Below are 25,661 nucleotides of genomic sequence, written 5' to 3' on the forward strand. Positions count from 1 at the left end.
TGATATCACACTTCCAGAAGGTGTTGAAATGGTAATGCCTGGTGACAACGTTCAAATGACGGTTGAGCTAATCGCTCCAATCGCAATGGACGAAGGTCTACGCTTCGCAATCCGTGAAGGTGGCCGTACAGTTGGTGCTGGTGTTGTTGCTAAAATCTTCGCTTAATAGCTGAAGATTTTGCGATAAATCGCATGACTAAAAAAGGGAAGCTTAGGCTTCCCTTTTTGTTGCCCATAAATAAATACTATCCCCTTCGCTAACTAGAACGCTTTGCTCTAGATACTATAAGAGCAAGTAAATGGTAGTGATACCAATAACAAGGATCTAATTAATCACGTTGGTATTATTTAATATGTCATTTTTTGTTGAAATGAAAATATTACTTAGAGAGGAGGGGCTTATGTTTGATTGTTTCTCTCATCGTTTCTAGTCATGATTTTTTTCGTTTGTTTTTCAAACAATGCTTGCAACTAAAAGTGTGATCTGTATAATGCATCGCACTGGCTTAAGTCAGTTGTGAACCAATGAGCAGCGAGGAAAGTGCTGATTCCTACAGAGTAGGGTTAGTACTTAGAATGAATACTCAGCTTATGTTCGCGGTTAACATTATTTGAAATTAGACTGTTGAGCAATCATTAGACTAAATTCTAATATAAGTTAACTGACAATGTGTCCTAATTTTGGACCTATGGTTTCACATAAATCAATCGGCATTCTCTCGTTTTAACGGGATTGAGTGGCGATATTGTTTGTGTATTTATTATTGGAGCTCTGTCTCATGCAGAACCAACGTATACGTATCCGCCTAAAAGCATTCGATTACAAGCTAATCGATCAGTCTACAGCGGAAATCGTTGAAACAGCTAAGCGCACTGGCGCTCAGGTTCGTGGTCCTATTCCACTACCTACTCGTAAAGAGCGTTTTACTGTTCTTACTTCTCCTCACGTTAACAAAGACGCACGTGACCAGTACGAAATTCGTACTCACAAGCGTTTAATCGACATTGTTGAGCCAACAGATAAAACTGTTGACGCACTAATGCGTTTAGACCTTGCTGCTGGCGTTGATGTTCAAATTAGCCTAGGTTAAGGGGAGATTATTATGATTGGTCTAGTCGGTCGTAAAGTGGGCATGACCCGCATCTTTACCGAAGAAGGCGTTTCTATCCCAGTAACAGTAGTTGAAGTTGAAGTTAACCGTGTTTCTCAAGTGAAAACTGTAGAAACAGATGGCTACAACGCAATTCAAGTTACTTGTGGTTCTAAGAAAGCTAACCGCGTATCTAAGCCTGAAGCTGGTCACTTTGCGAAAGCAGGTGTTGAAGCAGGTCGCGGTCTTTGGGAATTCCGTTTAGAAAGCGGTGAAGAATTCGCAGTTGGCGCTGAGCTAAGTGTTGAAATCTTTAACGAAATCAAAAAAGTAGACGTTACTGGTACATCTAAAGGTAAGGGCTTCCAAGGCGCTGTTAAGCGTTGGAACTTCCGTACTCAAGATATGACTCACGGTAACTCTTTGTCTCACCGTGCTCCGGGTTCAATTGGCCAATGTCAAACTCCAGGTCGCGTATTTAAAGGCAAAAAAATGGCAGGTCACATGGGTGCTGAGCGTTGTACGACTCAAAACCTAGAGATCGTACGTGTTGACGCTGAGCGCAATCTGCTTCTTATTAAAGGTGCAGTACCAGGCTCAACAGGTGGCAACGTGATCGTTAAACCAGCTGTTAAAGCATAACGTCTTAGGAGTATGTAATGGAACTAATGGTTAAAGGTGCTGCGGCACTAACTGTTTCCGAAACTACTTTCGGACGTGAGTTTAACGAAGCTCTTGTACACCAAGTAGTTGTTGCTTATGCAGCAGGTGCTCGTCAAGGTACTCGCGCTCAAAAAACACGTTCAGAAGTATCTGGCGGTGGCGCTAAGCCATGGCGTCAAAAAGGTACAGGCCGAGCTCGTGCGGGTACTATTCGTAGCCCAATCTGGCGTTCAGGTGGTGTTACTTTTGCTGCGAAACCACAAGATCACAGCTTAAAAGTAAACAAAAAAATGTACCGTGGTGCTCTAAAGAGCATTCTTTCTGAGTTAGTTCGTCAAGACCGTTTGATCGTTGTTGACAACTTCTCTGTAGAAGCACCAAAGACTAAAGAGCTAGTTGCTAAGCTTAAAGAGCTTGAGCTTAACGATGTTCTTATCGTAACTGGCGAAGTAGACGAGAATCTATTCTTAGCTGCTCGTAACCTATATAAAGTTGACGCACGTGACGTTGCTGGTATTGATCCAGTAAGCCTAGTTGCATTCAACAAGGTTCTAATGACTGCAGCTGCAGTTAAGCAAGTTGAGGAGATGCTGGCATGATCAGTGAAGAGCGTCTACTAAAAGTCCTACGTGGCCCACATATCTCTGAAAAAGCAACGATGGCTGCTGAAGGCAATAACACTATTGTTTTCAAAGTAGCAATCAATGCAACTAAGAAAGAGATTAAAGCAGCAGTAGAAAAGTTGTTTGAAGTTGAAGTTAAGTCTGTAAATACCCTTATCACTAAGGGCAAGACCAAACGTCAAGGTGCACGCCAAGGCCGTCGTTCAGACGTGAAAAAAGCGTACGTAATCTTGAAAGAAGGTCAAGACCTAGACTTCGTTGGCGGCGCGGAATAACAGGAGTAGTTAAAAATGGCTATTGTTAAATGTAAGCCGACTTCCCCTGGTCGTCGTCACGTTGTAAAAATCGTTAACGCTGACCTACATAAGGGTAAGCCATACGCACCTCTTTTAGAGAAAAACTCTAAATCTGGTGGTCGTAACAATAACGGTCGTATTACAGTACGTCACGTTGGTGGTGGTCATAAGCAACACTACCGTCTAATTGACTTTAAACGTACTAAAGATGGCATCCCAGCTATCGTTGAACGTTTAGAATACGATCCAAACCGTAGTGCAAACATTGCACTTGTTCTGTTCGCAGACGGTGAGCGTCGTTACATTATCGCACCAAAAGGTATTAAAGCCGGCGATACAGTTCAATCAGGTGTTGATGCGCCAATCAAAGCAGGTAACTGCTTACCATTGCGCAACATCCCAGTAGGTTCTACTGTTCACTGTGTTGAATTAAAACCTGGTAAGGGCGCGCAAGTTGCACGTTCTGCTGGTGCATACGCACAAATCATTGCTCGTGATGGCGCTTACGTGACATTACGTCTACGCTCTGGTGAGATGCGTAAAGTTCTTTCTGAAGGTCGTGCGACTATCGGTGAAGTTGGTAACTCTGAACACATGCTACGTGAGCTAGGCAAAGCCGGTGCTACACGCTGGCGCGGTGTTCGTCCAACGGTACGTGGTGTTGCAATGAACCCAGTGGATCACCCACACGGTGGTGGTGAAGGTCGTACATCAGGCGGTCGTCACCCAGTATCACCTTGGGGTATGCCAACTAAGGGCTTCAAGACTCGTAAGAATAAATCTACTGACAAGTACATTGTACGTCGTCGTAACAAATAATCTATAAAGAGGAATCGCCATGCCACGTTCTCTCAAGAAAGGTCCTTTTATTGACCTACACTTGCTGAAGAAGGTAGAGAAAGCGGTGGAAAGCGGAGACAAAAAGCCTATTAAGACTTGGTCCCGTCGTTCAATGATCATTCCAACTATGATCAACTTGACCATCGCTGTCCATAATGGTCGCCAGCATGTACCAGTTTTCGTTACAGAAGACATGATTGGTCACAAGCTGGGCGAATTTGCACCTACTCGTACTTATCGCGGCCATGCTGCAGATAAGAAAGCTAAAAAGCGTTAGGAGGTAGAATATGGAAGCTATTGCTAAACATCGTTTTGCCAGCATTTCTCCACAAAAGGCTCGCTTAGTTGCGGACCAAATTCGTGGGAAATCAGTAGACCAAGCTCTTGAAATTCTTACTTTCAGCAACAAAAAAGCTGCAGTATTAATTAAGAAAGTTGTTGAGTCTGCTATCGCAAACGCTGAACACAACGAAGGTGCAGATATCGACGATCTAAATGTCGCTAAAATCTTCGTAGACGAAGGCCCTATCATGAAGCGTATTATGCCTCGTGCTAAAGGTCGTGCAGATCGCATCTTGAAGCGTTCAAGCCACATCACTATCGTTGTAGCTGATCGTTAAAGACTAGGAGATTAAGCAAATGGGTCAAAAAGTACATCCTAATGGTATTCGTCTTGGCATCGTTAAGCCTTGGAATGCTACATGGTTTGCTAGTAGCCAAGAGTTCGCTGACAACCTAGACGGCGACTTCAAGGTACGTCAGTATCTTACTAAAGAACTGAAAAAAGCATCTCTATCTCGCATCGTTATCGAGCGTCCTGCGAAGAGCATCCGTGTGACTATTCACACTGCTCGTCCAGGCGTAGTAATCGGTAAGAAAGGCGAAGACGTAGAAAAACTACGCGCAGGCGTAGCTAAAATCGCAGGTGTTCCAGCGCAAATCAACATTGCAGAAGTTCGCAAGCCAGAGCTAGACGCTCAACTTGTAGCTGATAGCATTGCTTCTCAACTAGAACGTCGTGTTATGTTCCGTCGCGCTATGAAGCGTGCGGTACAAAATGCAATGCGTCTAGGCGCGAAAGGCATCAAAGTACAAGTAGGCGGCCGTCTTGGCGGTGCTGAAATCGCACGTTCTGAATGGTATCGTGAAGGTCGTGTGCCTCTACATACTTTACGTGCTGACATTGATTACGCAACTTCTTCGGCTCACACTCAATACGGTGTGATCGGCGTTAAAGTTTGGATCTTCAAAGGTGAAGTTCTAGGCGGTATGCCAGCTGCTAATGCAGTAGAGCCTAAGGCTGACAAGCCTAAGAAGCAGCGTAGAAGCCGTAAGTAAGGAGCTGACTGATGCTACAACCAAAACGTACTAAGTTCCGTAAGGTTATGACTGGTCGTAACCGTGGTCTTGCTAAAGGTACTGAAGTGAGCTTCGGCGAATTCGGTCTTAAAGCTGTAGGCCGTGGTCGTCTAACTGCTCGTCAAATTGAAGCGGCACGTCGTGCTATGACGCGTCACATTAAGCGTCAAGGTCAAATCTGGATCCGTGTGTTCCCAGACAAACCTATCACAGAAAAACCGCTTGAAGTTCGTCAAGGTAAGGGTAAAGGTAACGTTGAGTACTGGGTAGCCCAAATCCAACCTGGAAAGGTTATGTACGAAATGAACGGCGTACCTGAAGAGTTGGCACGTGAAGCGTTCCGCCTAGCGGCACGTAAACTGCCTATCAAAACTACTTTTGTAACTAAGCAGGTGATGTGATGAAAGCACAAGATCTACGCGAGAAAAACGTTGAAGAGCTAAATGAAGAGCTTTTGAATTTGCTACGTGAACAGTTTAACTTGCGCATGCAAGCTGCGACTGGTCAACTACAGCAAACTCATACTCTGAAAGCTGTACGTCGTGATATCGCACGTGTTAAAACTTTACTGAATGAGAAGGCTGGCGCATAATGAGCGAGAAAATTCGTACTATGCAAGGTCGTGTAATTAGCGACAAAATGGACAAGTCTATTGTTGTTGCTATTGAACGCATGGTGAAACACCCGATCTACGGTAAATACATCAAGCGTACGACTAAGCTTCACGCACATGATGAAAACAACGAGTGTGGCCAAGGCGACCTAGTTGCGATTCGTGAATGTCGTCCACTGTCTAAGACTAAGTCTTGGACTCTGGTAAACATTATTGAAAAAGCAAAAGCTTAATTTTTGCTGATTCGATAGCGATACATGTAAACAGCTCCAATTAATTTTTTTTGGAGCTGTTTATTTTTTGACTACCTTTATGAAAAGAATGGTGATACACTCCCCATCCTCTTTTAGAGAGGCAGTCCGACCCGTGATGGGTCTATTTAAATATTTAGCGGAGCACTAACAATGATCCAAATGCAAAGTACACTTGACGCTGCAGATAACTCTGGCGCGCGCAAGGTAATGTGTATTAAGGTCCTGGGTGGCTCTCACCGCCGTTATGCACATATCGGAGACGTCATTAAAGTTACTGTTAAGGAAGCAATTCCTCGCGGTAAAGTTAAAAAAGGTGATGTTCTGAAGGCGGTAGTAGTGCGCACCCGTAAAGGCGTTCGTCGCCCAGACGGTTCTATCATTCGCTTTGACCGTAACGCTTGCGTATTGTTGAATGACACTACTGAGCAACCAGTCGGTACACGTATCTTTGGTCCAGTGACTCGTGAACTTCGTAATGCGAAATTCATGAAAATTGTTTCACTAGCACCAGAAGTTCTGTAAGGAGCGGTCAGATGGCAGCTAAAATCCGTCGTAATGACGAAGTAATCGTTCTTGTCGGTAAAGATAAAGGCAAGAAAGGTAAAGTAACTAAGGTTCTTGAGACCGGTAAAGTTATCGTTGAAGGCATCAACCTTGTTAAAAAGCACCAGAAGCCAGTTCCGGCTCTTGGTCAACAAGGTGGAATCGTTGAGAAAGAAGCAGCAATTGATGCTTCTAACATCGCGGTCTACAATGAAGCAACTGGTAAAGCGGACCGTATCGGTTTCCGTTTTGAAGATGGTAAGAAAGTTCGTTTCTTTAAATCTAACGGCGAAACTGTTTCTAACTAATAGAAGTAATTTGGAGTTCTACTATGGCGAAACTGCATGATTACTACAAGTCGTCTGTAGTCGCTGAGCTTACCAAAGAGTTCAGCTACACAAGCGTCATGCAAGTCCCTAGGGTTGAAAAAATTACCCTAAACATGGGTGTTGGTGAAGCAATCAACGATAAGAAACTACTAGAAAACGCTGCTGCCGATATGGCAATTATCTCTGGTCAAAAACCATTGATTACAAAAGCACGTAAATCTGTTGCTGGTTTCAAAATCCGTGAAGGCTACCCAATCGGTTGTAAAGTAACCCTGCGTGGCGAACGTATGTGGGAATTCTTAGAGCGTTTAATCTCTATTGCACTTCCACGAGTACGTGATTTCCGTGGTGTTAGCGCGAAGTCTTTTGACGGTCGCGGTAACTACAGCATGGGCGTTCGCGAGCAAATCATCTTCCCTGAGATCGACTATGATAAAGTTGATCGTGTACGCGGTCTTGATATTACTATCACGACGTCAGCGAATACAGATGCGGAAGGCCGAGCTCTGCTGACTGCCTTTAACTTCCCATTCCGTAAGTAAGGTGAAGGGTTACTGTTATGGCTAAACAATCTATGAAAGCACGTGAAGCTAAACGTGCAAAACTTGTAGCTCAGTTCGCTCAAAAGCGTGCTGCGTTAAAAGTTCTAATTAGCGATGTAAATGCTTCTGAAGAAGAGCGTTGGGATGCAGTTCTTAAATTGCAAGCTCTACCTCGTGATTCAAGTGCATCTCGTCAGCGTAATCGTTGCAACCAAACTGGTCGTCCACACGGTTACCTACGTAAATTCGGTTTAAGCCGTATTAAGGTTCGCGAAGCTTGCATGAAAGGCGAGATTCCGGGTCTTCGTAAGGCTAGCTGGTAATTGCCACTTAATCATTTGGAGTAAATCTTATGAGCATGCAAGATCCGATTTCGGATATGCTGACCCGCGTTCGCAACGGTCAATCAGCAAATAAAGTTGCTGTTAAAATGCCTTCTTCAAAGCTTAAAGTTGCAATTGCTGCACTTCTTAAAGCTGAAGGCTACATCGCTGAATTCGCTGTTGAAGGCGAAATCAAACCTGAGCTAGAAATCACTCTTAAGTATTTCCAAGCTAAACCAGTTATCGAGCAAATCCAACGAGTTTCTCGTCCAGGTCTTCGTGTTTACAAGAAGAACGACGCGTTACCATCTGTTATGGGTGGTCTTGGTATTGCTGTTGTTTCTACATCAAAAGGCCTTATGTCTGACCGCGCTGCGCGTAAAGCTGGTCTTGGTGGCGAAATTATCTGCTACGTAGCTTAATAGGAGTAGGATATGTCTCGTGTTGCTAAAGCACCTGTGGTTCTTCCTGCTGGCGTAGAAGTTAAACTGAACGGCCAGGAAATCACTATTAAAGGTGGTAAAGGTGAACTAACTCGCGTACTTAACGACGCTGTAGTTGTTTCACAAGAAGATAACTCTATTGTATTTGGTCCACGCGAAGGCGTTGCTAATGCTTGGGCACAAGCTGGTACAGCTCGTGCACTAGTAAACAATATGGTTATCGGTGTAAATGAAGGCTTTACTAAGAAGCTAATTCTTAAAGGCGTAGGTTACCGTGCTGCTATGAAAGGCAACGCTGTAGGCCTTACTCTTGGCTTCTCTCATCCTGTAGAGCACGCTCTACCGGAAGGTATTAAAGCTGAGTGTCCAACTCAAACTGAGATCGTTTTAACTGGTTGTGATAAGCAATTAGTTGGTCAAGTTGCTGCGGACCTTCGTTCATACCGTCAACCTGAGCCTTACAAAGGCAAGGGTGTTCGTTACGCCGATGAAATCGTGCGTACTAAAGAAGCTAAGAAGAAGTAGGGTATCACTATGGATAAGAAAGCATCTCGCATCCGTCGTGCTACACGTGCACGTCGTAAGATTGCTGAACTGTGTGCAACTCGCCTTGTAGTGCACCGTACTCCGCGTCATACGTACGCTCAGGTAATCGCACCAAACGGCTCAGAGGTTATCGCTGCCGCTTCTACTGTAGAAAAGGCAATCCGTGAGCAAGTTGGAAACACTAGCAACAAAGCGGCTGCTGAAGCAATTGGTAAACTGATTGCTGAGCGCGCTATCGAAAAAGGCATTACTAATGTTGCTTTCGATCGTTCTGGTTTCCAATACCACGGCCGAGTAGCGGCGCTAGCAGATTCTGCTCGCGAAGCTGGTCTGAAATTCTAAGGTAGGGTTGGAAGATGGCTAAAGAACAACAACAAGCTACAGATTTGAACGAAAAGCTAATTGCTGTTAACCGTGTTTCTAAAACGGTTAAAGGTGGTCGAATCTTTAGTTTTACTGCACTAACAGTTGTTGGTGACGGTAATGGTCGCGTAGGTTTCGGTTACGGCAAAGCCCGTGAAGTACCTGCAGCGATTCAAAAATCAATGGAAAAAGCACGTCGTAACATGTTTACGATTGCACTTAACGAAGGTACTCTTCACCACTCTGTTAAAGGTCGCCACACTGGTTCTAAAGTGTACATGCAACCTGCTTCAGAAGGTACAGGTATCATTGCTGGTGGTGCTATGCGTGCAGTGCTAGAAGTTGTGGGTGTCCGCAACGTACTAGCTAAAGCTTACGGCTCTACTAACCCAATTAACGTTGTTCGTGCAACGATTTCTGGCCTAAGTAGTGTTAAGTCACCTGAAATGGTAGCTGCTAAGCGTGGTCTAACTGTTGAATCTATTTCGGAGTAAGTACCATGTCTAAAACTATCAAAGTAACTCAGACTAAAAGCTCTATCGGTCGCCTACCTAAGCACGTTTTGTGTCTTAAAGGTCTAGGTCTTCGTCGCATCAACCATACAGTAGAAATTGCTGATACTCCGTGTAACCGCGGTATGATCAACAAAGTTCGCTATATGGTTAATATTGAGGAGTAATCAGTAATGTTTTTGAATACTCTATCACCGGCTGCTGGTTCTAACGCTTCTAAGAAGCGCGTAGGTCGCGGTATCGGTTCAGGCCTAGGTAAAACTGGTGGCCGTGGTCACAAAGGCCAAAAATCACGTTCTGGCGGTAAAGTTCGCGTTGGTTTTGAAGGTGGTCAAATGCCTCTGAAACAACGTCTACCTAAATTTGGCTTTACTTCACGTAAGAGCCTAGTAACTGCAGAGGTTCGTTTAGGCGAACTTGCTAAAGTTGAAGGTAACGTTATCGATCTAAACAGCCTTAAAGCTGCTAACGTAATCACTAAGAACATTGTGTTCGCGAAAGTTGTACTTTCTGGTGAAATCGCTACTGCTGTAACTGTTAAAGGTCTACGCGTAACGAAAGGCGCTAAAGCTGCGATTGAAGCTGCAGGCGGTAAGATCGAGGAATAATCCTCGAAGGATGAGGTACAATGGCAAAGAAACCAGGAAAAGAAGTAAATAGTGCTCAGAACGGCCTAGCTGAACTGAAATCGCGTCTGTTATTTGTTATAGGTGCGCTTTTAGTGTTCCGAGCAGGCTCATTTGTGCCAATTCCTGGGATTGACGCTGCTGTCCTTGCTGATCTTTTCGAACAGCAGCAGGGTACCATCATTGAACTGTTTAACATGTTCTCTGGTGGTGCACTGTCGCGTGCCTCAATTCTTGCTCTAGGTATTATGCCGTATATTTCGGCATCTATCGTTGTTCAGCTGTTAACAGTTGTTCATCCACCTCTAGCAGAATTGAAAAAAGAAGGTGAGTCTGGTCGTCGTAAGATTAACCAGTACACACGTTATGGCACCTTGGTGCTGGCGACATTCCAAGCAATTGGGATTGCAACCGGTTTACCAAGCATGATTCCAGGGTTAGTTGCTAATCCTGACATGATGTTCTATCTGACAGCTACAGTAAGTTTAGTAACTGGTACCATGTTCTTAATGTGGTTAGGTGAACAAATTACTGAGCGTGGCATCGGTAACGGTATATCTTTGATTATTTTCACAGGTATCGTTGCAGGTTTACCACCAGCTATCGGTGAAACGATCCAGCAGGCGCGTCAAGGTGAACTGCACGTGCTTCTTCTATTACTAATTGCAGTGTTATCGTTTGCAGTAATTTACTTTGTAGTGTTCATGGAACGTGGTCAACGTCGTATTGTTGTTAACTACGCGAAGCGTCAGCAAGGCCGTAAGGTATTTGCAGCTCAAAGTACTCACTTGCCTCTTAAAATTAATATGGCTGGTGTGATTCCTGCAATATTTGCATCTAGTATTATACTATTCCCTGGGACATTGGCTCAGTGGTTTGGTGGTAATGGTGAAGGAACATTCGGTTGGTTAACTGATGTTTCCATGGCGTTAAGCCCTGGTCAGCCGTTATACGTAATGCTTTATGCAGCAGCAATTATCTTCTTCTGTTTCTTCTATACAGCGTTGGTGTTTAACCCGCGTGAAACAGCTGATAACTTGAAGAAGTCTGGTGCATTCGTACCCGGAATCCGCCCAGGTGAACAGACTACGAAATATATTGATAAAGTTATGACCCGTTTAACCTTAGCTGGTGCGATGTATATTACCTTTATCTGTCTGATCCCTGAGTTTATGATGATAGCTTGGAACGTTCGCTTTTATTTCGGCGGTACTTCCCTACTAATCGTAGTTGTTGTTATCATGGACTTTATGGCACAGGTTCAGACTCATCTGATGTCTCAGCAGTATGAGTCCGTTTTGAAGAAAGCTAATCTGAAAGGCTACGGCCGTTAATTTCAGGTCCATTTACGGAGTTTAGCAATGAAAGTTCGTGCTTCCGTTAAGAAAATCTGCCGCAACTGTAAAGTTATTAAGCGCAACGGTGTTGTGCGTATAATTTGTGTTGAACCAAAGCATAAGCAACGCCAAGGTTAATTAGCAGAAATTTTTACTTGATATATTAAGTTAGGCCGAGTATTATTCTCGGCCTACCTTTTGTGTGCAAAAGAAGTAGTTATAGTCGCAACGTATCCTCATCGGGCTTTGTTGTGACTCTTCTTAAGAAAAAGTACTAGGAGTGAATAGTGGCCCGTATAGCAGGCATTAACATTCCTGATCATAAACACGCAGTAATCGCTTTAACAGCGATTTACGGCATCGGTAAGACTCGCTCGCAAGCTATTTTAGCTGCAGTTGGTATTGCTGAAGATGTTAAGATCAGTGAACTGAATGATGAGCAGATTGATATTCTGCGTGATGGTGTTGCCAAATACACTGTCGAAGGCGACTTACGTCGTGAAGTATCGATGAACATTAAGCGTCTTATGGACCTTGGTTGTTATCGTGGTCTTCGTCACCGTCGCAGTCTACCATTACGTGGACAGCGTACTAAAACCAACGCACGTACCCGTAAAGGTCCGCGCAAGCCGATCAAAAAATAATCGGATAAGGTAGAGAGTACAATGGCAAAACAACCTACTCGCGCTCGTAAGCGCGTTCGCAAGCAAGTAGCGGATGGCGTAGCGCATATCCATGCTTCTTTCAACAACACAATCGTAACCATTACTGACCGTCAAGGTAATGCACTAGCTTGGGCTACTGCAGGTGGTTCTGGTTTCCGTGGTTCTCGTAAATCTACTCCGTTTGCTGCACAAGTTGCTGCTGAACGTTGTGGTGAAATGGCCAAAGAATATGGCGTTAAGAACCTTGAAGTTATGGTTAAGGGCCCTGGTCCTGGTCGTGAGTCAACTATCCGTGCACTAAACGCTGCTGGATACCGCATCACAAACATCGTTGATGCTACTCCGATCCCTCATAACGGTTGTCGTCCACCTAAGAAACGTCGCGTTTAAGTTTCGTTTCTAGGAATATTGGAGAAAGAACATGGCAAGATATTTGGGTCCTAAGCTGAAGCTTAGCCGTCGCGAAGGCACTGATTTATTCCTTAAATCAGGCGTACGTGCGATCGATACCAAGTGTAAGATCGATAACGCTCCAGGTGTACACGGCGCTCGTCGCGGTCGTCTATCTGAATATGGCGTTCAGCTTCGTGAGAAGCAAAAAGTTCGTCGTATGTACGGCGTTCTAGAAAAACAATTCCGTAACTACTACAAAGATGCTGCTCGTATTAAAGGCAACACAGGTGAAAACCTACTTCAACTTCTTGAAGGTCGTCTAGATAACGTAGTTTACCGTATGGGTTTTGGTGCTACACGTGCTGAATCTCGTCAACTAGTTAGCCATAAGTCTATTCTAGTTAATGGTAAAGTAGTTAACGTTCCTTCTTTCAAAGTTGCGGCTAACGACGTTGTTTCGATTCGTGAAAAAGCTAAACAGCAATCACGTATTAAAGCTGCTCTAGAAGTTGCTGAACAACGCGAAAAACCAACTTGGATTGAAGTAGATGCTGGCAAAATGGAAGGTACGTTTAAGCGTCTTCCTGAACGTTCTGATTTGTCTGCCGACATCAACGAACACTTGATCGTCGAGCTTTACTCTAAGTAAGGCTTAAATAAAGAGAGGACACAATGCAGGGTTCTGTAACAGAATTTCTAAAGCCGCGTCTAGTTGACATCGAACAAGTTAGCCAGACTCACGCAAAAGTAACTCTTGAGCCGTTAGAGCGTGGTTTTGGCCATACTCTAGGTAACGCTCTACGTCGTATTTTACTATCTTCAATGCCGGGTTGTGCCGTAACTGAAGTAGAAATCGAAGGCGTATTACATGAGTACAGCACCAAAGAAGGTGTTCAGGAAGATATCCTTGAAATCCTTCTAAACCTTAAAGGCCTTGCCGTTAAGGTTGAGGGTAAAGATGAAGTTATCATTACTCTTAACAAGTCTGGTGCAGGCCCTGTTGTTGCAGGTGACATCACCCATGATGGTGATGTTGAGATTGCGAACCCAGAGCATGTAATCTGCCACTTAACTGATGATAATGCTGAAATTAGCATGAGAATCAAGGTAGAGCGTGGTCGCGGCTATGTACCGTCAACAGCGCGTATCCATACTGAAGAAGATGAGCGTCCAATCGGTCGTTTGCTTATCGATGCAACTTACAGCCCAGTAGATAAAATTTCTTACTCGGTTGAAGCGGCACGTGTTGAGCAACGTACTGACTTAGACAAACTTGTTATCGATATGGAAACAAATGGTACACTTGATCCTGAGGAAGCTATCCGTCGTGCTGCTACAATTTTAGCTGAGCAACTGGATGCATTTGTAGATCTTCGTGATGTACGAGTTCCTGAAGAGAAAGAAGAAAAGCCAGAGTTCGATCCGATCCTACTGCGTCCTGTAGACGATCTTGAACTAACGGTTCGCTCTGCTAACTGTTTGAAAGCAGAAGCGATTCACTACATTGGTGATCTGGTGCAGCGCACTGAGGTTGAGCTACTTAAAACGCCAAACCTTGGTAAGAAATCTTTAACTGAAATTAAAGATGTTCTAGCTTCACGTGGACTTTCTTTGGGCATGCGCCTAGAGAATTGGCCACCAGCGTCTATCGCTGAAGATTAATCAGTTCACTAATTATCTAGTTAGAAGGATTAGGTCATGCGCCATCGTAAGAGTGGTCGTCAACTCAACCGCAACAGCAGCCACCGTAAAGCTATGTTTAGCAATATGGCTTGCTCTTTGGTTCGTCACGAGATTATCAAGACGACTGTACCAAAAGCAAAAGAGCTTCGCCGTGTAGTTGAGCCTTTGATTACATTAGCTAAGACAGACAGTGTTGCTAACCGTCGTCTAGCATTTGCTCGCACTCGTGATAACGAAGTTGTAGCAAAACTATTTACCGAGTTAGGTCCACGCTTTGCACAACGTGCTGGTGGTTACACTCGTATTCTGAAGTGCGGTTTCCGTACAGGTGATAAAGCGCCAATGGCTTACATTGAGCTTGTAGATCGCCCAGAAGTAGAAGCTGCAGCTGAGTAATCAGTAGTAGTTTCAAGAAAAAACCGAGTCTTAGGACTCGGTTTTTTTGTATCTGAATTGTGGCAAATTAATGATTAATCTTGCCATTCATCAAGAAAATCCTGAACTTTATCTACCATATTGCTAGAGCCAACAAAGAAAGGGACTCGTTGATGTAATTCTGTTGGTTTGATATCAAGAATACGTTGTTCACCATCTGTCGCTTTTCCCCCTGCCTCTTCAATTAACATTGCCATTGGGTTGCACTCATAAAGTAATCGTAATTTACCGTTTGGATAGGCTTGAGTACTTGGATAAAGGTATATTCCACCCTTCAGTAAATTTCTATGAAAATCAGCGACAAGGGAACCAATGTAACGTGAAGTATATGGACGGTTATCTTCAGGCTTCATTTCTTGACAATACTTTAAATACTGTTTAATTCCTTCAGGGAATCGGATGTAATTTCCTTCATTAATGGAATAGATGTTCCCATCTTGCGGTACTTTCATATCTTCATGAGATAGACAAAATACACCAAGGGATGGGTCATAAGTAAAACCATGAACCCCATTACCTGTTGTATAAACTAGCATGGTAGAAGAACCATAAATAATATAGCCAGCCGCGACTTGCTTGTTACCTGGCTGTAGGAAATCTTCCTCTATTGCTGGTGTCCCGATTGGAGATATACGACGATATATTGAAAAAATGGTTCCAACAGAGACGTTTACATCAATGTTTGATGAACCATCTAATGGATCCATTAAAACAACGTATTTAGCGTTTTGATTGAGTTCTTTATTAAAAGCAACCGCTTCATCTTCTTCTTCGCTGGCTACACCACAAACTTGGTCACGGTTTTCTAATGCAGCTTTAAATTTGTCATTAGCGTAAAGATCTAGCTTTTGTTGTTGCTCACCTTGAATATTCTCTTCACCAGAAGCCCCCGTAATATCAACAAGTCCCGCTTTGTTAATTTCACGGTTTACAATTTTAGCTGCCAACTTAATTGACCCAATTAACGATGACAACTCTCCACTTGCATGAGGAAAGTCATGTTGCTTTGCAACAATAAACTCACCGAGGGTTCTTATTTCAGACATAGTTATTCCTTTATTCTCTGTTATTAGATATCAATGATAAGTGGGGTCAGGTACTGATTTATTTTTACGGTAGTTGTGTTACTGTTTGCTGTAATTCATTCTATAGCATAGAACTTTTTAAGAGTATTGAAGTAACTCTGTATCGGGATTACTCACTTAATTTAATATAAGACGGTTTTTATTATGCATATTCACATTCTTGGTATTTGCGGCACTTTTATGGGGGGCGCTGCGACATTAGCTCGTCAACTTGGACACAAGGTTACTGGATGCGATGCTAACGTGTATCCACCAATGAGCACATTATTAGAATCTCAAGGTATTGAGATTATTGAAGGCTTTGACCCAAGTCAGCTAGAACCTGCGCCAGACCTTGTTGTGATTGGTAATGCAATGAGCCGCGGTAACCCGTGCGTTGAATATGTATTGGATAAAAATCTGAAATACACCTCAGGGCCACAGTGGCTTCAAGAGTTCTTATTACAAGAACGCTGGGTAATGGCGGTTGCCGGAACCCATGGTAAAACGACCACCGCGAGCATGCTTACATGGGTACTTGAAGAGTGTGGCTATAAACCTGGTTTCTTAGTGGGCGGTGTACTTGGTAACTTTGGCGAATCGGCTCGTTTAGGCGAAAGTATGTTTTTTGTTGTTGAAGCTGATGAATATGATAGTGCTTTTTTTGATAAGCGTTCAAAGTTTGTTCATTACCGTCCTCGTACGTTAGTTCTAAATAATCTAGAGTTTGATCATGCTGATATTTTTGATGATCTTGCTGCTATTCAACGTCAATTTCATCATTTAATTAGGACGGTTCCTAGTACAGGGCGTATTTTTGCACCTGAGCAAGATAAACCACTTGAGCAGGTTTTAAAGCAGGGCTGTTGGAGTGAACTTGAATTTACCGGTGAAGATGGTCATTGGAAGGCAATAAAGCTAAAAAAGGATGGCAGTCTATTTGAAGTTTATTTTGAAGGCGAGAAAGTAGGACAAGTTCATTGGGACTTAGTAGGTGATCATAACGTCAGTAATGCGCTTATGGTTGTCGCTTCTGCTCGTCACGTTGGGGTTACTCCTGATCTAGCGTGTGAAGCTTTAGGTAAGTTTATTAATACTAAGCGTCGTCTTGAGTTTAAAGGTGAGGTGAACGGGGTTACGGTTTATGATGATTTTGCTCACCACCCAACAGCGATTGATCTAACCTTAGGTGGCTTACGTAATAAAGTGGGTAATAAGAAAATTATTGCTGTACTAGAGCCTCGTTCAAGTACCATGAAGTTAGGAGTGCACAAGGATACGTTGGCAGCTTCTTTGCATGCTGCTGATAGTGTTTACCTTTTCCAGCCTGATAATATTTCGTGGTCAGTTAAGGATGTAGTACAGCAGTGTTCTCAGCCTGCATATACTCATAATGATATTGACTGCTTTGTTGATATGATTGTGGCCGAAGCGCAACCTGGTGATCAAATATTAGTTATGAGCAATGGTGGTTTTGAAGGGATTCACGGTAAATTACTTGATAAGTTGAGCCAATAAATGAAATCTCAAAAAAAAGCAATTACATTAGCTATGACGGGAGCTTCAGGCGCTCCTTATGGTTTACGGTTATTAGAATGTTTGCTTGCTGCTGACTATCATGTTTATTTTCTAATATCATCAGCTGCTCGTGTAGTGATGGCGACTGAACACGATTTAAAGTTACCAAGTGGCCCTGATGCAATGAAAACAGCATTGGTTGAACATCTTAAGTGTAATGCTGATAATTTAACGGTTTGTGGTAAAGAAGATTGGTTCTCACCGGTTGCTTCTGGATCTGCAGCACCAAAGAAAATGGTCGTGTGCCCATGTTCTGCTGGTAGTGTTGCTTCTATTGCCCATGGCATTTCAGACAACCTTATTGAACGGGCTGCCGATGTCGTATTAAAAGAACGTGGCCAACTGATTATGGTCGTAAGAGAAACGCCATTTTCGACGTTGCATTTAGAAAATATGCTTAAGTTATCTCAAATGGGAGCAACGATCATGCCTGCAGCTCCTGGTTTTTATCATCAACCTAATTCTATTGAAGATTTAATTGATTTTATGGTTGCTCGGATATTAGATCATTTAGGCGTTGAGCAAGGGCTTGTTCCTCGTTGGGGGTATGATCAGCGTCAGAGGGAATAATAAACCTCTGGCTCAATAAAGCATTCACACATACAATATGCCCTCTCATCGGGGAGCAACCTATATCAACTAGTTATCTAGATTGGTATTCGCTGAGATTAGTAAGCATTGGATAATGCTCGCTTAAACCCGTACTACCTGACTCAGATAATGCTGGCGTAGGGATTGAGATGGCATCCTCTTAGAGAATATCACCTTAATTCTGTGCCGCTCAAAAGGATGTAAGCGCACATAATGAACACTCTTTCTATTTCCTCTCCATTTAAATTATTACCGACAGCGTTAGCTATCATTGCGACGTCTTCTTTTTCTGTTTCTGCTGCAGATACAGAGACTCTAACCGTTTACACTTATGACTCTTTTGCGGCTGATTGGGGCCCAGGACCAACGATTGAAGCTGCATTTGAAGCTCAGTGTGAATGTGACTTAAAGCTAGTCGCTTTAGATGATGGCGTGTCTATTTTAAATCGTCTACGCCTTGAAGGTAAAAATACGAAAGCGGATGTTGTTCTTGGTTTAGACAACAACTTAATGGCGGAGGCAAAAGCGACAGGACTATTAGCTGAGCATCAAATTAGTACTGATTCAGTAACTTTGCCTGGTGGCTGGAATGATACAACGTTTGTACCTTATGATTTTGGTTACTTTGCGTTTGTTTACAATAAAGAGAAAGTAGCAAATCCTCCAAAAAGTTTGAAAGAGCTAGTTGAAATTCGTAATGATTTAAAAATTATTTATCAAGATCCAAGAACCTCTACACCGGGTCAAGGTTTATTGCTATGGATGAAGTCAGTTTATGGTGATGATACAGCACAAGCATGGAAACAGCTTGCTAAGAAAACAGTGACAGTAACCAAAGGGTGGTCTGAAGCTTATAGTATGTTCTTAGAAGGAGAGTCTGATTTAGTTTTGTCTTATACGACATCACCAGCCTACCATTTGATTGCTGAAAAAGACGATCGTTTTGCGGCAGCTAACTTTTCAGAAGGCCATTATATGCAAGTTGAGGTTGCTGCTAAAGTGAAAAATACAGCGAATAATAAATTGGCAGATGAATTTCTGGCCTTTATTTTGAATGATAAATTTCAGTCAGCAATGCCTACAGGAAATTGGATGTACCCAGTAACCGATGTTAAACAACCTGATGGTTTTGAAACATTAACGGTACCAAATAAAGGGTTGTCGTTTAGTTCACAAGAGATCTCACAGCAACGTAAATCGTGGATCCGTGAATGGCAACACGCTCTGACCTTCTAATTTTAAATAAGGGGTGCTGGTGTGCTCCTTTCTTTTTGGTAACTATGAAAAATACCTCCTCTTATAATTCAGTCCCTATTTGGGGATATATTATTGCTATTATTATTATTGGCTTTGTTGGTGGTGCTATCAGCGCCCTGTTTTTAGAATCACCAAGCCTAGATTTAAGTCTAATTTGGTCTGATCCTTATTATTTGTATATTACGAAATTCAGTTTATACCAAGCTTTTCTATCCACTTTATTGAGTATTAGTCTTGCGATCCCCACTGCGTATGCATTATCACGCCGACAATTTATAGGCAGAGATTTGCTGCTTAAGCTTTGTGCTACGACACTTGTACTTCCTGTATTAGTAGGTGTTTTTGGTTTACTTTCTATTTATGGTAATAGTGGCTTAATCGCTGATTTGTTCCAAAGGTTTGGTTATTCTCTTCCTTTTTCTATATATGGCTTAAATGGCATTTTATTAGCACATGTTCTGTTTAACTTTCCTTTTGCCACTCGCCTTCTTTTACAGACATTAGATTCTATTCCTGCTGAGCAACATCAACTATCTGCGCACTTAGGGCTTTCAGGATGGAATAAATATAAATTAGTAGCTTGGCCTAGAGTGAAGCAACAACTTCCTCATGTCGCAGGTTTAGTTTTTATGTTGTGCTTTACCAGTTTTGCAACGGTAATGGCACTGGGGGGAGGACCTAAATCAACCACCATTGAACTTGCTATTTACCAAGTAATTAAATTTGATTTTGATTTGCAGTCGGGTGCCATTTTAGCTTTATGGCAAATGCTATTATGCGGTGTACTTTCTTTAATTATCCAGCGTTTCTCAATCTCAGTTGCCATTGATTCTGGCTCTTCTATACATCAAGCAGTGTTGTACCAAGATTCAAAACAAGAGCGATTATGGGATAGAATTTGGATTGTATTTCTTATTCTCTTTTTATTGCCACCACTATTTATGGTCGTAATTAGCGGTCTAAATTCAGAGTTGACGACAGTATTAGTATCGCCTGAATTTTGGTTAGCATTGGTCAATTCTTTGATTGTCGCGTTAAGTGCAGCAGTATTAGCTATGATTTTTGGTGTTATTTTATTGCATACGACAAGAGCATTAAGATTAAATGAAAAACGTTTGTTGGCTGATAAATTGGATTTGATTGGTACGATGATCTTGGTTACTCCCGGATTAGTGATTAGTACTGGATTATTTTTGTTATTGCGAAACATTACAGATATCTTTTCAATTGCGATTTGGATAGTGGTATTAGTTAATGCATTAATGGCGTTGCCTTATGTGATAAAAACGCTTGCTCAGCCATTACTTCATATCGCACAGCAATATCATTTACTATGTGGAAGCCTAGGCTTAAATGGCTTTACTCGTTTTCGGTTAATTGAATGGCGAGCGTTAAGAAAACCAATGGCTCATGCGTTTGCAATAGCATTTATTATGTCGGTAGGAGATTTAAGTGCAATTGCCTTGTTTGGTAGTCAGGATTTTCGGACATTGCCTTTATATCTTTTTCAATTATTAGGCAGTTATCAAATGGAAGCTGCAGCGGTTATCTCTCTGAGCTTATTGGTACTAAGTGTAGGAGTATTTGCTGTGGTGGAATGGTTATTTTCTTCTAAACGTAAAGGTGAAGCGTAATGTTGAATTTTTCGGGTGTGAAATATCGTTACTATTCAGAGTTGTTTGAATTTGACTTAACTGTGAATGAAGGAGATGTGGTCGCTATTCTCGGTCCAAGTGGTGCAGGAAAAAGTACGTTACTTAGTTTGCTTGCAGGATTTATTGACCCTGAATCTGGCAATATTAGTATTGAGCAACAATCGTTGTTATCACTAGCGCCTCATCAGCGACCATTGTCTATGTTATTTCAAGAACATAATCTTTTCGCTCATTTATCGATTGCCGATAATATTGGCCTGGGAATTAAGCCTAATTTACGTCTCAGTGATAAAGAAAAAGAGCAAGTCACTCGCGCCGCTCAGCAGGTGGGGGTAGGTGAATTATTACATCGATTACCTGAACAACTTTCTGGTGGCCAAAAACAACGAGTCGCTTTAGCTCGTTGCTTAGTCCAAAAGAAGCCTGTTTTATTATTAGATGAGCCTTTTTCTGCGCTTGATCCTATGTTGAGAGAGGAGATGATTGCATTAATCCGAGAACTCATTAAGAGTCAAAAGTTAACGGTACTCATGGTGACGCATAGCATTCAAGATGCCAAAGCACTTGCTTCTCATTATGCTTTTGTCTGCAGCCATAAAGTATTAAGTTATGGTTTAATATCAGAGTTAATGACGCAAGTAACGCCTCCAGAATTAAGCCGATATTTAGATGCGGTTAAGTAAACTTTTCGCTCTCAAGTTAGGTATAATCGTCTACACTCAGTTTTATGATAAATAGGCGTGACCTAACTGCTCTCATACAGTAAGATTGGCGCCCTTTTGAACCTCGCCATTTAGGCTGTCTATTCTCGGTTCTAAAATTCTCACTCTATATAAAATCAATTAATTAATTTTGAGGTGTATTACTACTATGTCATTTGCTTTGGGCCAACGTTGGATCAGTGATACAGAAAGTGATTTGGGTTTAGGAACAGTGGTTGCTGTTGACGATAGAACCGTATCCATACTTTTTGCCGCATCAGAAGAAAACCGTTTATACGCAAAACACGATGCACCCGTTACCCGAGTGATGTTCAATAAGGGAGACACAATTGAAAGCCATGAGGGCTGGTCACTTGAAGTTGAAGATGTTATTGAAGACGGTGGACTACTTACTTATATAGGTACTCGTGTAGATACAGATGAATTAAATGTTGTTCTTCGTGAGACGTTATTAAGTCACCAGATCCGCTTTAATAAACCTCAAGACAAATTATTTGCAGGTCAAATAGATCGCATGGATCGCTTTGCTTTGCGTTATCGTGCACTTCAAAATCAGTATGAGCAACATAAAAATCCAATGCGTGGTTTGTGTGGTATGCGCGCAGGTTTGATCCCGCACCAATTATTTATCGCTCAAGAAGTTGGTCGTCGTTACGCACCGCGTGTTTTACTGGCTGATGAAGTTGGTTTAGGTAAGACAATTGAAGCTGGCATGATCATTCATCAACAAGTGCTTTCTAGCCGTGCTGAGCGTGTATTAATTGTTGTGCCTGAAACATTGCAGCACCAATGGTTAGTTGAAATGATGCGTCGTTTTAACCTACATTTCTCTATTTTTGATGAAGAGCGCTGTATTGAATCTTATGCTGATTCAGAAAACCCATTTGATACCGCACAATTGGTACTGTGTTCATTAGATTTTATTCGTAAGAGTAAGCGTCGTTTTGAGCAAGTTGTTGAAGCTGATTGGGATCTTCTTGTTGTTGATGAAGCTCATCACCTTGAATGGAACCAAACAAAACCAAGTCGTGAATATCAAGTAATCGAAGCGATTGCAGAAGAAACCGCTGGCGTTTTACTGTTAACGGCAACACCTGAGCAATTAGGTCATGAAAGTCACTTTGCTCGTTTGCGCCTATTAGATCCAGATCGCTTCTATGATTACGATGCGTTTGTTGAAGAAGAGCGCCAATATCAACCTGTTGCTGATGCCGTTACTGCTTTGATGAGCGGTGATAAGTTACCGAATGATGCAAAAAATCGAATTACAGAGTTACTTACAGAGCAAGATGTAGAGCCGCTATTTAGAATTATTGAATCATCAGATTCAGAAGAACAACAAAGCCAAGCGCGCCAAGAATTAGTCGATAATCTAATGGATCGTCATGGTACTGGTCGAGTGTTATTCCGTAATACTCGTGCTGCTATTAAAGGTTTCCCATTACGTAACTTGAACTTAATGCCAATGCCTTTACCATCACAATATGCGACTTCTATGCGTGTGGCGACGATGATGGGTGGCCGCATGAGTGATGAAGCTCGTGCAATGAAAATGCTTTATCCTGAAGAGATCTTTCAAGAGTTTGAAGGTGATAGTGCAACGTGGTGGCAGTTTGATCCACGAGTTAACTGGTTGCTTGAGTTATTAAAAGAGAACCGTAATGAGAAAGTACTAATTATTGCTTCTCGTGCTTCAACAGCGTTGCAACTAGAACAAGCGTTACGTGAGCGTGAAGGTATTCGTGGTACGGTTTTCCATGAAGGTATGTCTATCATTGAACGTGATAAAGCAGCGGCTTACTTCGCACAAGAAGAAGGTGGTGCACAAGTACTTATCTGTTCAGAGATTGGCTCTGAAGGTCGTAACTTCCAGTTTGCTAACCAATTGGTGATGTTTGATTTACCGTTTAATCCTGATCTACTTGAGCAACGTATTGGTCGTTTGGATCGTATTGGTCAAAAACGCGATATTGAGATTCATGTTCCGTATTTACAAGGCACATCTCAAGAATTATTAGCTCGTTGGTTTGATGAAGGTTTAAATGCTTTTGGTGAAACCTGTCCAACAGGTCGAGCGGTATATGAAAAATTCTCTGATACGATCATTGCCATTTTGGCGACGGGTAAATCAGATGGATTAGAATCTTTGATTGAAGAATCTGCAGAACTTAATAAAGAATTAAAAGGGCAATTAGAGCAAGGTCGAGATCGCTTATTAGAAGTTCACTCTAATGGTGGTGAGAAAGCCAAAGCCCTTGCTGAGAAAATTGCAGCAACTGACGGTGATACGAACTTAGTTAATTTTGCATTAAACCTATTTGATACGATTGGTTTGAATCAGGATGACAAAGGCGAAAATGCCATTGTTGTTACTCCGGCAGAAAATATGTTGGTCTCAAGCTACCCAGGTTTACCTTACGAAGGTTGTACGATTACGTTTGATCGTGAAACGGCACTTTCTCGTGAAGACATGAATTTGATCAGCTGGGAACACCCAATGATCCAAGGTGGTATTGATTTAGTATTAACTGAAGGTGTGGGCGCTACGGCTGTTTCTTTATTAAAGAACAAAGCTCTACCAGCGGGTACTTTATTACTTGAATTGGTTTATGTGGTGGATGCACAAGCGCCTAAGCAAAGTGGTATCGGTCGTTTCTTACCTAAAACGCCAATCCGTTTAATGATGGATGGTAAAGGTAATGATCTTTCAGCTCAAGTTGAGTTTGAAAGCTTTAATCGTCAGTTAAGTCCGGTCAACCGCCATATGGCAAGTAAGCTTGTGAACTCTGTTCAAAAAGAGATCCATGCGCTAATTGATACGGCTGAAGTAAGCATTGAAGATCGTATTGAAGCGGTTCGAGTCGATGCAAACGCAGAGATGAAAGCTGCATTAAATGCAGAGCTAGAGCGTTTACAAGCATTGAAAGCGGTAAACCCAAATATCCGTGATGAAGAGTTAACTCAAATCGAAACTCAAATGAGTGAGCTTTCTGGATACATAGGTAAAGCGCAAGTTCAGCTTGATTCACTGCGTTTAATCGTTGTGAGCCATAACTAATCATGGCAATGCTTGAATACAATCCACCAATGGAACCGCTTGATATTGTCTATCAAGACGAAGCGATTCTTGCGGTGAATAAACCTGCCGGATTACTCTCTAACCCCGGCAGGGCGCCAGAGCACTATGACAGTGTATGGTCCCGTGTTATTGCTGAGTTTCCAGAAGCTCAACTTGTACACCGCCTTGATATGTCGACGTCTGGACTGATGATTTTTGCTTTATATAAAGAAGCTGAAAGGCACATTAAAAAACAGTTTCAGTACCGTTTAACTCATAAAGTGTATTACGCACGAGTATGGGGAAAAGTCGAGAAAACAGAAGGTCATATTGATTTACCGCTAATTTGTGATTGGCCAAATCGTCCACGCCAAATGGTGTGTTACGAGCATGGAAAGCCATCACAAACGGGGTATCAAGTGATACAGGTTGAAGATAAGACAACATTAGTGCGTTTATTACCGATTACGGGCCGCTCTCATCAACTGCGTGTGCATATGATGGAAGAAGGTCATGAGATTGTCGGTGATGAGTTTTACGCATGTGAAGAGGCTCTGGCGTTTTCTGAACGTTTGCAATTGCACTCAGCTGAATTGAGTTTTTATCATCCTGAGACTGAGCAATTTATCAGTTTATTTGCGCCTTGTGAGTTTTACCCAGAAGCAAAATCTGGTGTGTTAGATTTAATGGATATTGCGCCAATAAGACCTGATTATAAAACTTTACCTAAGCAGTAAGGGTTTTCATATACGACTAAAAACAAAAAAGGAGCCGATGAGCTCCTTTTATTTTTAGTTACAGATAAGTTAACCTTGAGGTTTAACTACCATAACGTTGATTGGAGAGTTTTCGACTACTTTACTCGCTACAGAACCGAGCATGACTTTATCTATTTTAGAGCGTTTATGACTTGGCATTACGATTAGGTCTGCGCCTAGACGTTCAGCATAATCTAAAATAGTGACGTAAGGTTTACCTTCCGCAACGTGTACTCTATATACCACGTCTTCATCTACAAACTTAGCCGCAAATTCATTCAGTTGTTTTGATACATCGTCTTTCATTTGCTTTGCTGCACCTTTAGGAAAATAAGTCGACACCATCGACATATGAATCCCAGGTAATACATTCAGCAAATGAAGTTCAGCATTAGAATGTTTTGCGTGCCAAACTGCTAGTTCAACCGCTTTATCAGCAAAGCCTTTATCATTTAAATCTACTGGAACCAAAATTTGTTTATACATAATTTTTATTACC

The 25,661-nt window shown here is 42.2% G+C and carries 38 protein-coding genes; 36 read left to right on the plus strand and 2 right to left on the minus strand.

Features of this window, described 5'->3' with window-relative positions:
• The 29 genes from BTO22_RS18770 to rplQ all read left to right on the plus strand — a co-directional run.
• The coding region (locus tag BTO22_RS18770) for an EF-Tu C-terminal domain-related protein (protein WP_445595388.1) at positions 1 to 166 on the plus strand (166 nt) is incomplete at its 5' end.
• A 613-nt stretch (positions 167 to 779) separates the two neighbouring features.
• A complete protein-coding gene (gene rpsJ, locus BTO22_RS18775) occupies positions 780 to 1,091 on the plus strand; it encodes a 30S ribosomal protein S10 (RefSeq protein WP_005417222.1) in 312 nt (103 codons plus the stop codon).
• Positions 1,092 to 1,103: 12 nt separating this feature from the next.
• Positions 1,104 to 1,733, plus strand: coding sequence for a 50S ribosomal protein L3 (rplC, locus tag BTO22_RS18780; protein ID WP_060993968.1), 630 nt, complete (start codon positions 1,104 to 1,106; stop codon positions 1,731 to 1,733).
• A gap of 17 nt (positions 1,734 to 1,750) precedes the next feature.
• Positions 1,751 to 2,353 (plus strand): 50S ribosomal protein L4, encoded by a 603-nt coding sequence (gene rplD / locus BTO22_RS18785; protein WP_060993967.1) that lies wholly within the window; start codon positions 1,751 to 1,753, stop codon positions 2,351 to 2,353.
• The gene (gene rplW / locus BTO22_RS18790; protein ID WP_060993966.1) at positions 2,350 to 2,652 is read left to right on the plus strand and encodes a 50S ribosomal protein L23; all 303 of its coding nucleotides are present in this window, start codon (positions 2,350 to 2,352) and stop codon (positions 2,650 to 2,652) included. The genes rplD and rplW overlap by 4 nt, the downstream gene beginning before the upstream one ends.
• Positions 2,653 to 2,667: 15 nt before the next feature.
• Positions 2,668 to 3,492 carry a 50S ribosomal protein L2 gene (rplB, locus tag BTO22_RS18795; protein WP_105056812.1) on the plus strand — a complete coding sequence of 275 codons (825 nt, stop codon included), beginning with the start codon at positions 2,668 to 2,670 and terminating at the stop codon, positions 3,490 to 3,492.
• Positions 3,493 to 3,511: 19 nt separating this feature from the next.
• The gene (gene rpsS / locus BTO22_RS18800; RefSeq protein ID WP_012549154.1) at positions 3,512 to 3,790 is read left to right on the plus strand and encodes a 30S ribosomal protein S19; all 279 of its coding nucleotides are present in this window, start codon (positions 3,512 to 3,514) and stop codon (positions 3,788 to 3,790) included.
• A 10-nt stretch (positions 3,791 to 3,800) separates the two neighbouring features.
• Entirely contained in the window at positions 3,801 to 4,133 is a 333-nt protein-coding gene (rplV, locus tag BTO22_RS18805; RefSeq protein ID WP_045103050.1) for a 50S ribosomal protein L22, read from the plus strand.
• 19 nt (positions 4,134 to 4,152) lie between these two features.
• Entirely contained in the window at positions 4,153 to 4,851 is a 699-nt protein-coding gene (gene rpsC, locus BTO22_RS18810; RefSeq protein WP_045103049.1) for a 30S ribosomal protein S3, read from the plus strand.
• Between the two features lie 11 nt (positions 4,852 to 4,862).
• Positions 4,863 to 5,273: a 50S ribosomal protein L16 gene (gene rplP / locus BTO22_RS18815; protein WP_045103048.1), complete on the plus strand. Its 411-nt coding sequence runs from the start codon at positions 4,863 to 4,865 to the stop codon at positions 5,271 to 5,273.
• Entirely contained in the window at positions 5,273 to 5,464 is a 192-nt protein-coding gene (rpmC, locus tag BTO22_RS18820; protein ID WP_005417238.1) for a 50S ribosomal protein L29, read from the plus strand. Before rplP ends, rpmC begins: the two co-directional genes overlap by 1 nt.
• Positions 5,464 to 5,718 carry a 30S ribosomal protein S17 gene (gene rpsQ, locus BTO22_RS18825; RefSeq protein ID WP_105056813.1) on the plus strand — a complete coding sequence of 85 codons (255 nt, stop codon included), beginning with the start codon at positions 5,464 to 5,466 and terminating at the stop codon, positions 5,716 to 5,718. The genes rpmC and rpsQ overlap by 1 nt, the downstream gene beginning before the upstream one ends.
• A gap of 171 nt (positions 5,719 to 5,889) precedes the next feature.
• Positions 5,890 to 6,261 (plus strand): 50S ribosomal protein L14, encoded by a 372-nt coding sequence (gene rplN, locus BTO22_RS18830; protein ID WP_012549159.1) that lies wholly within the window; start codon positions 5,890 to 5,892, stop codon positions 6,259 to 6,261.
• A gap of 11 nt (positions 6,262 to 6,272) precedes the next feature.
• The gene (rplX, locus tag BTO22_RS18835; RefSeq protein WP_060993964.1) at positions 6,273 to 6,590 is read left to right on the plus strand and encodes a 50S ribosomal protein L24; all 318 of its coding nucleotides are present in this window, start codon (positions 6,273 to 6,275) and stop codon (positions 6,588 to 6,590) included.
• Positions 6,591 to 6,613: 23 nt separating this feature from the next.
• Entirely contained in the window at positions 6,614 to 7,153 is a 540-nt protein-coding gene (gene rplE, locus BTO22_RS18840; protein WP_061005632.1) for a 50S ribosomal protein L5, read from the plus strand.
• A gap of 17 nt (positions 7,154 to 7,170) precedes the next feature.
• The gene (gene rpsN / locus BTO22_RS18845; protein ID WP_060993962.1) at positions 7,171 to 7,476 is read left to right on the plus strand and encodes a 30S ribosomal protein S14; all 306 of its coding nucleotides are present in this window, start codon (positions 7,171 to 7,173) and stop codon (positions 7,474 to 7,476) included.
• A gap of 29 nt (positions 7,477 to 7,505) precedes the next feature.
• Positions 7,506 to 7,898: a 30S ribosomal protein S8 gene (rpsH, locus tag BTO22_RS18850; protein WP_045103042.1), complete on the plus strand. Its 393-nt coding sequence runs from the start codon at positions 7,506 to 7,508 to the stop codon at positions 7,896 to 7,898.
• 12 nt (positions 7,899 to 7,910) lie between these two features.
• Positions 7,911 to 8,444 (plus strand): 50S ribosomal protein L6, encoded by a 534-nt coding sequence (gene rplF, locus BTO22_RS18855; protein WP_105056814.1) that lies wholly within the window; start codon positions 7,911 to 7,913, stop codon positions 8,442 to 8,444.
• A gap of 9 nt (positions 8,445 to 8,453) precedes the next feature.
• Entirely contained in the window at positions 8,454 to 8,807 is a 354-nt protein-coding gene (gene rplR / locus BTO22_RS18860) for a 50S ribosomal protein L18 (RefSeq protein WP_045103040.1), read from the plus strand.
• A gap of 14 nt (positions 8,808 to 8,821) precedes the next feature.
• Complete coding sequence (rpsE, locus tag BTO22_RS18865; protein WP_060993960.1) at positions 8,822 to 9,322, plus strand: 30S ribosomal protein S5; 501 nt, start codon at positions 8,822 to 8,824, stop codon at positions 9,320 to 9,322.
• Positions 9,323 to 9,327: 5 nt separating this feature from the next.
• Positions 9,328 to 9,507 (plus strand): 50S ribosomal protein L30, encoded by a 180-nt coding sequence (gene rpmD, locus BTO22_RS18870; protein ID WP_045103038.1) that lies wholly within the window; start codon positions 9,328 to 9,330, stop codon positions 9,505 to 9,507.
• Positions 9,508 to 9,513: 6 nt separating this feature from the next.
• Positions 9,514 to 9,948: a 50S ribosomal protein L15 gene (gene rplO, locus BTO22_RS18875; protein WP_105056815.1), complete on the plus strand. Its 435-nt coding sequence runs from the start codon at positions 9,514 to 9,516 to the stop codon at positions 9,946 to 9,948.
• A gap of 20 nt (positions 9,949 to 9,968) precedes the next feature.
• The gene (secY, locus tag BTO22_RS18880; RefSeq protein WP_045103036.1) at positions 9,969 to 11,300 is read left to right on the plus strand and encodes a preprotein translocase subunit SecY; all 1,332 of its coding nucleotides are present in this window, start codon (positions 9,969 to 9,971) and stop codon (positions 11,298 to 11,300) included.
• Between the two features lie 27 nt (positions 11,301 to 11,327).
• Entirely contained in the window at positions 11,328 to 11,441 is a 114-nt protein-coding gene (rpmJ, locus tag BTO22_RS18885) for a 50S ribosomal protein L36 (RefSeq protein WP_044583162.1), read from the plus strand.
• Positions 11,442 to 11,590: 149 nt separating this feature from the next.
• Complete coding sequence (gene rpsM, locus BTO22_RS18890) at positions 11,591 to 11,947, plus strand: 30S ribosomal protein S13 (protein WP_012549170.1); 357 nt, start codon at positions 11,591 to 11,593, stop codon at positions 11,945 to 11,947.
• 21 nt (positions 11,948 to 11,968) lie between these two features.
• On the plus strand, positions 11,969 to 12,358 hold the full coding sequence (rpsK, locus tag BTO22_RS18895) for a 30S ribosomal protein S11 (protein ID WP_005303517.1): 390 nt from the start codon (positions 11,969 to 11,971) through the stop codon (positions 12,356 to 12,358).
• 31 nt (positions 12,359 to 12,389) lie between these two features.
• On the plus strand, positions 12,390 to 13,010 hold the full coding sequence (rpsD, locus tag BTO22_RS18900) for a 30S ribosomal protein S4 (RefSeq protein ID WP_045103035.1): 621 nt from the start codon (positions 12,390 to 12,392) through the stop codon (positions 13,008 to 13,010).
• Positions 13,011 to 13,033: 23 nt separating this feature from the next.
• Positions 13,034 to 14,023: a DNA-directed RNA polymerase subunit alpha gene (locus tag BTO22_RS18905; protein WP_060993957.1), complete on the plus strand. Its 990-nt coding sequence runs from the start codon at positions 13,034 to 13,036 to the stop codon at positions 14,021 to 14,023.
• 36 nt (positions 14,024 to 14,059) lie between these two features.
• The gene (rplQ, locus tag BTO22_RS18910) at positions 14,060 to 14,440 is read left to right on the plus strand and encodes a 50S ribosomal protein L17 (RefSeq protein WP_012549173.1); all 381 of its coding nucleotides are present in this window, start codon (positions 14,060 to 14,062) and stop codon (positions 14,438 to 14,440) included.
• 74 nt (positions 14,441 to 14,514) lie between these two features.
• On the opposite strand, the gene fbp is transcribed toward rplQ, so the two are convergent.
• Positions 14,515 to 15,525 carry a class 1 fructose-bisphosphatase gene (gene fbp, locus BTO22_RS18915; RefSeq protein WP_105056816.1) on the minus strand — a complete coding sequence of 337 codons (1,011 nt, stop codon included), beginning with the start codon at positions 15,523 to 15,525 and terminating at the stop codon, positions 14,515 to 14,517.
• A 183-nt stretch (positions 15,526 to 15,708) separates the two neighbouring features.
• On the opposite strand from fbp, the gene mpl reads away from it, so the two are divergent.
• The 7 genes from mpl (at position 15,709) to BTO22_RS18950 (ending at position 25,141) form a co-directional block, all read left to right on the plus strand.
• Positions 15,709 to 17,061: a UDP-N-acetylmuramate:L-alanyl-gamma-D-glutamyl-meso-diaminopimelate ligase gene (gene mpl / locus BTO22_RS18920; protein WP_105056817.1), complete on the plus strand. Its 1,353-nt coding sequence runs from the start codon at positions 15,709 to 15,711 to the stop codon at positions 17,059 to 17,061.
• A complete protein-coding gene (locus BTO22_RS18925; protein ID WP_105056818.1) occupies positions 17,062 to 17,691 on the plus strand; it encodes a flavin prenyltransferase UbiX in 630 nt (209 codons plus the stop codon).
• A 234-nt stretch (positions 17,692 to 17,925) separates the two neighbouring features.
• Positions 17,926 to 18,948, plus strand: a complete 1,023-nt coding sequence (gene thiB, locus BTO22_RS18930; protein ID WP_105056819.1) for a thiamine ABC transporter substrate binding subunit — start codon at positions 17,926 to 17,928, stop codon at positions 18,946 to 18,948.
• 44 nt (positions 18,949 to 18,992) lie between these two features.
• On the plus strand, positions 18,993 to 20,603 hold the full coding sequence (gene thiP, locus BTO22_RS18935) for a thiamine/thiamine pyrophosphate ABC transporter permease ThiP (protein WP_105056820.1): 1,611 nt from the start codon (positions 18,993 to 18,995) through the stop codon (positions 20,601 to 20,603).
• A complete protein-coding gene (gene thiQ, locus BTO22_RS18940) occupies positions 20,603 to 21,307 on the plus strand; it encodes a thiamine ABC transporter ATP-binding protein (RefSeq protein WP_105056821.1) in 705 nt (234 codons plus the stop codon). Before thiP ends, thiQ begins: the two co-directional genes overlap by 1 nt.
• Before the next feature lie 187 nt (positions 21,308 to 21,494).
• Positions 21,495 to 24,404 (plus strand): RNA polymerase-associated protein RapA, encoded by a 2,910-nt coding sequence (rapA, locus tag BTO22_RS18945; RefSeq protein ID WP_105056822.1) that lies wholly within the window; start codon positions 21,495 to 21,497, stop codon positions 24,402 to 24,404.
• 2 nt (positions 24,405 to 24,406) lie between these two features.
• The gene (locus BTO22_RS18950) at positions 24,407 to 25,141 is read left to right on the plus strand and encodes a pseudouridine synthase (protein ID WP_105056823.1); all 735 of its coding nucleotides are present in this window, start codon (positions 24,407 to 24,409) and stop codon (positions 25,139 to 25,141) included.
• Positions 25,142 to 25,210: 69 nt separating this feature from the next.
• On the opposite strand, the gene BTO22_RS18955 is transcribed toward BTO22_RS18950, so the two are convergent.
• Complete coding sequence (locus tag BTO22_RS18955; RefSeq protein WP_060993948.1) at positions 25,211 to 25,648, minus strand: universal stress protein; 438 nt, start codon at positions 25,646 to 25,648, stop codon at positions 25,211 to 25,213.
• Between the last annotated feature and the right edge of the window lie 13 nt (positions 25,649 to 25,661).

The organism is Aliivibrio sifiae (assembly GCF_002954705.1).
GTDB classification, from domain to species: domain Bacteria; phylum Pseudomonadota; class Gammaproteobacteria; order Enterobacterales; family Vibrionaceae; genus Aliivibrio; species Aliivibrio sifiae_A.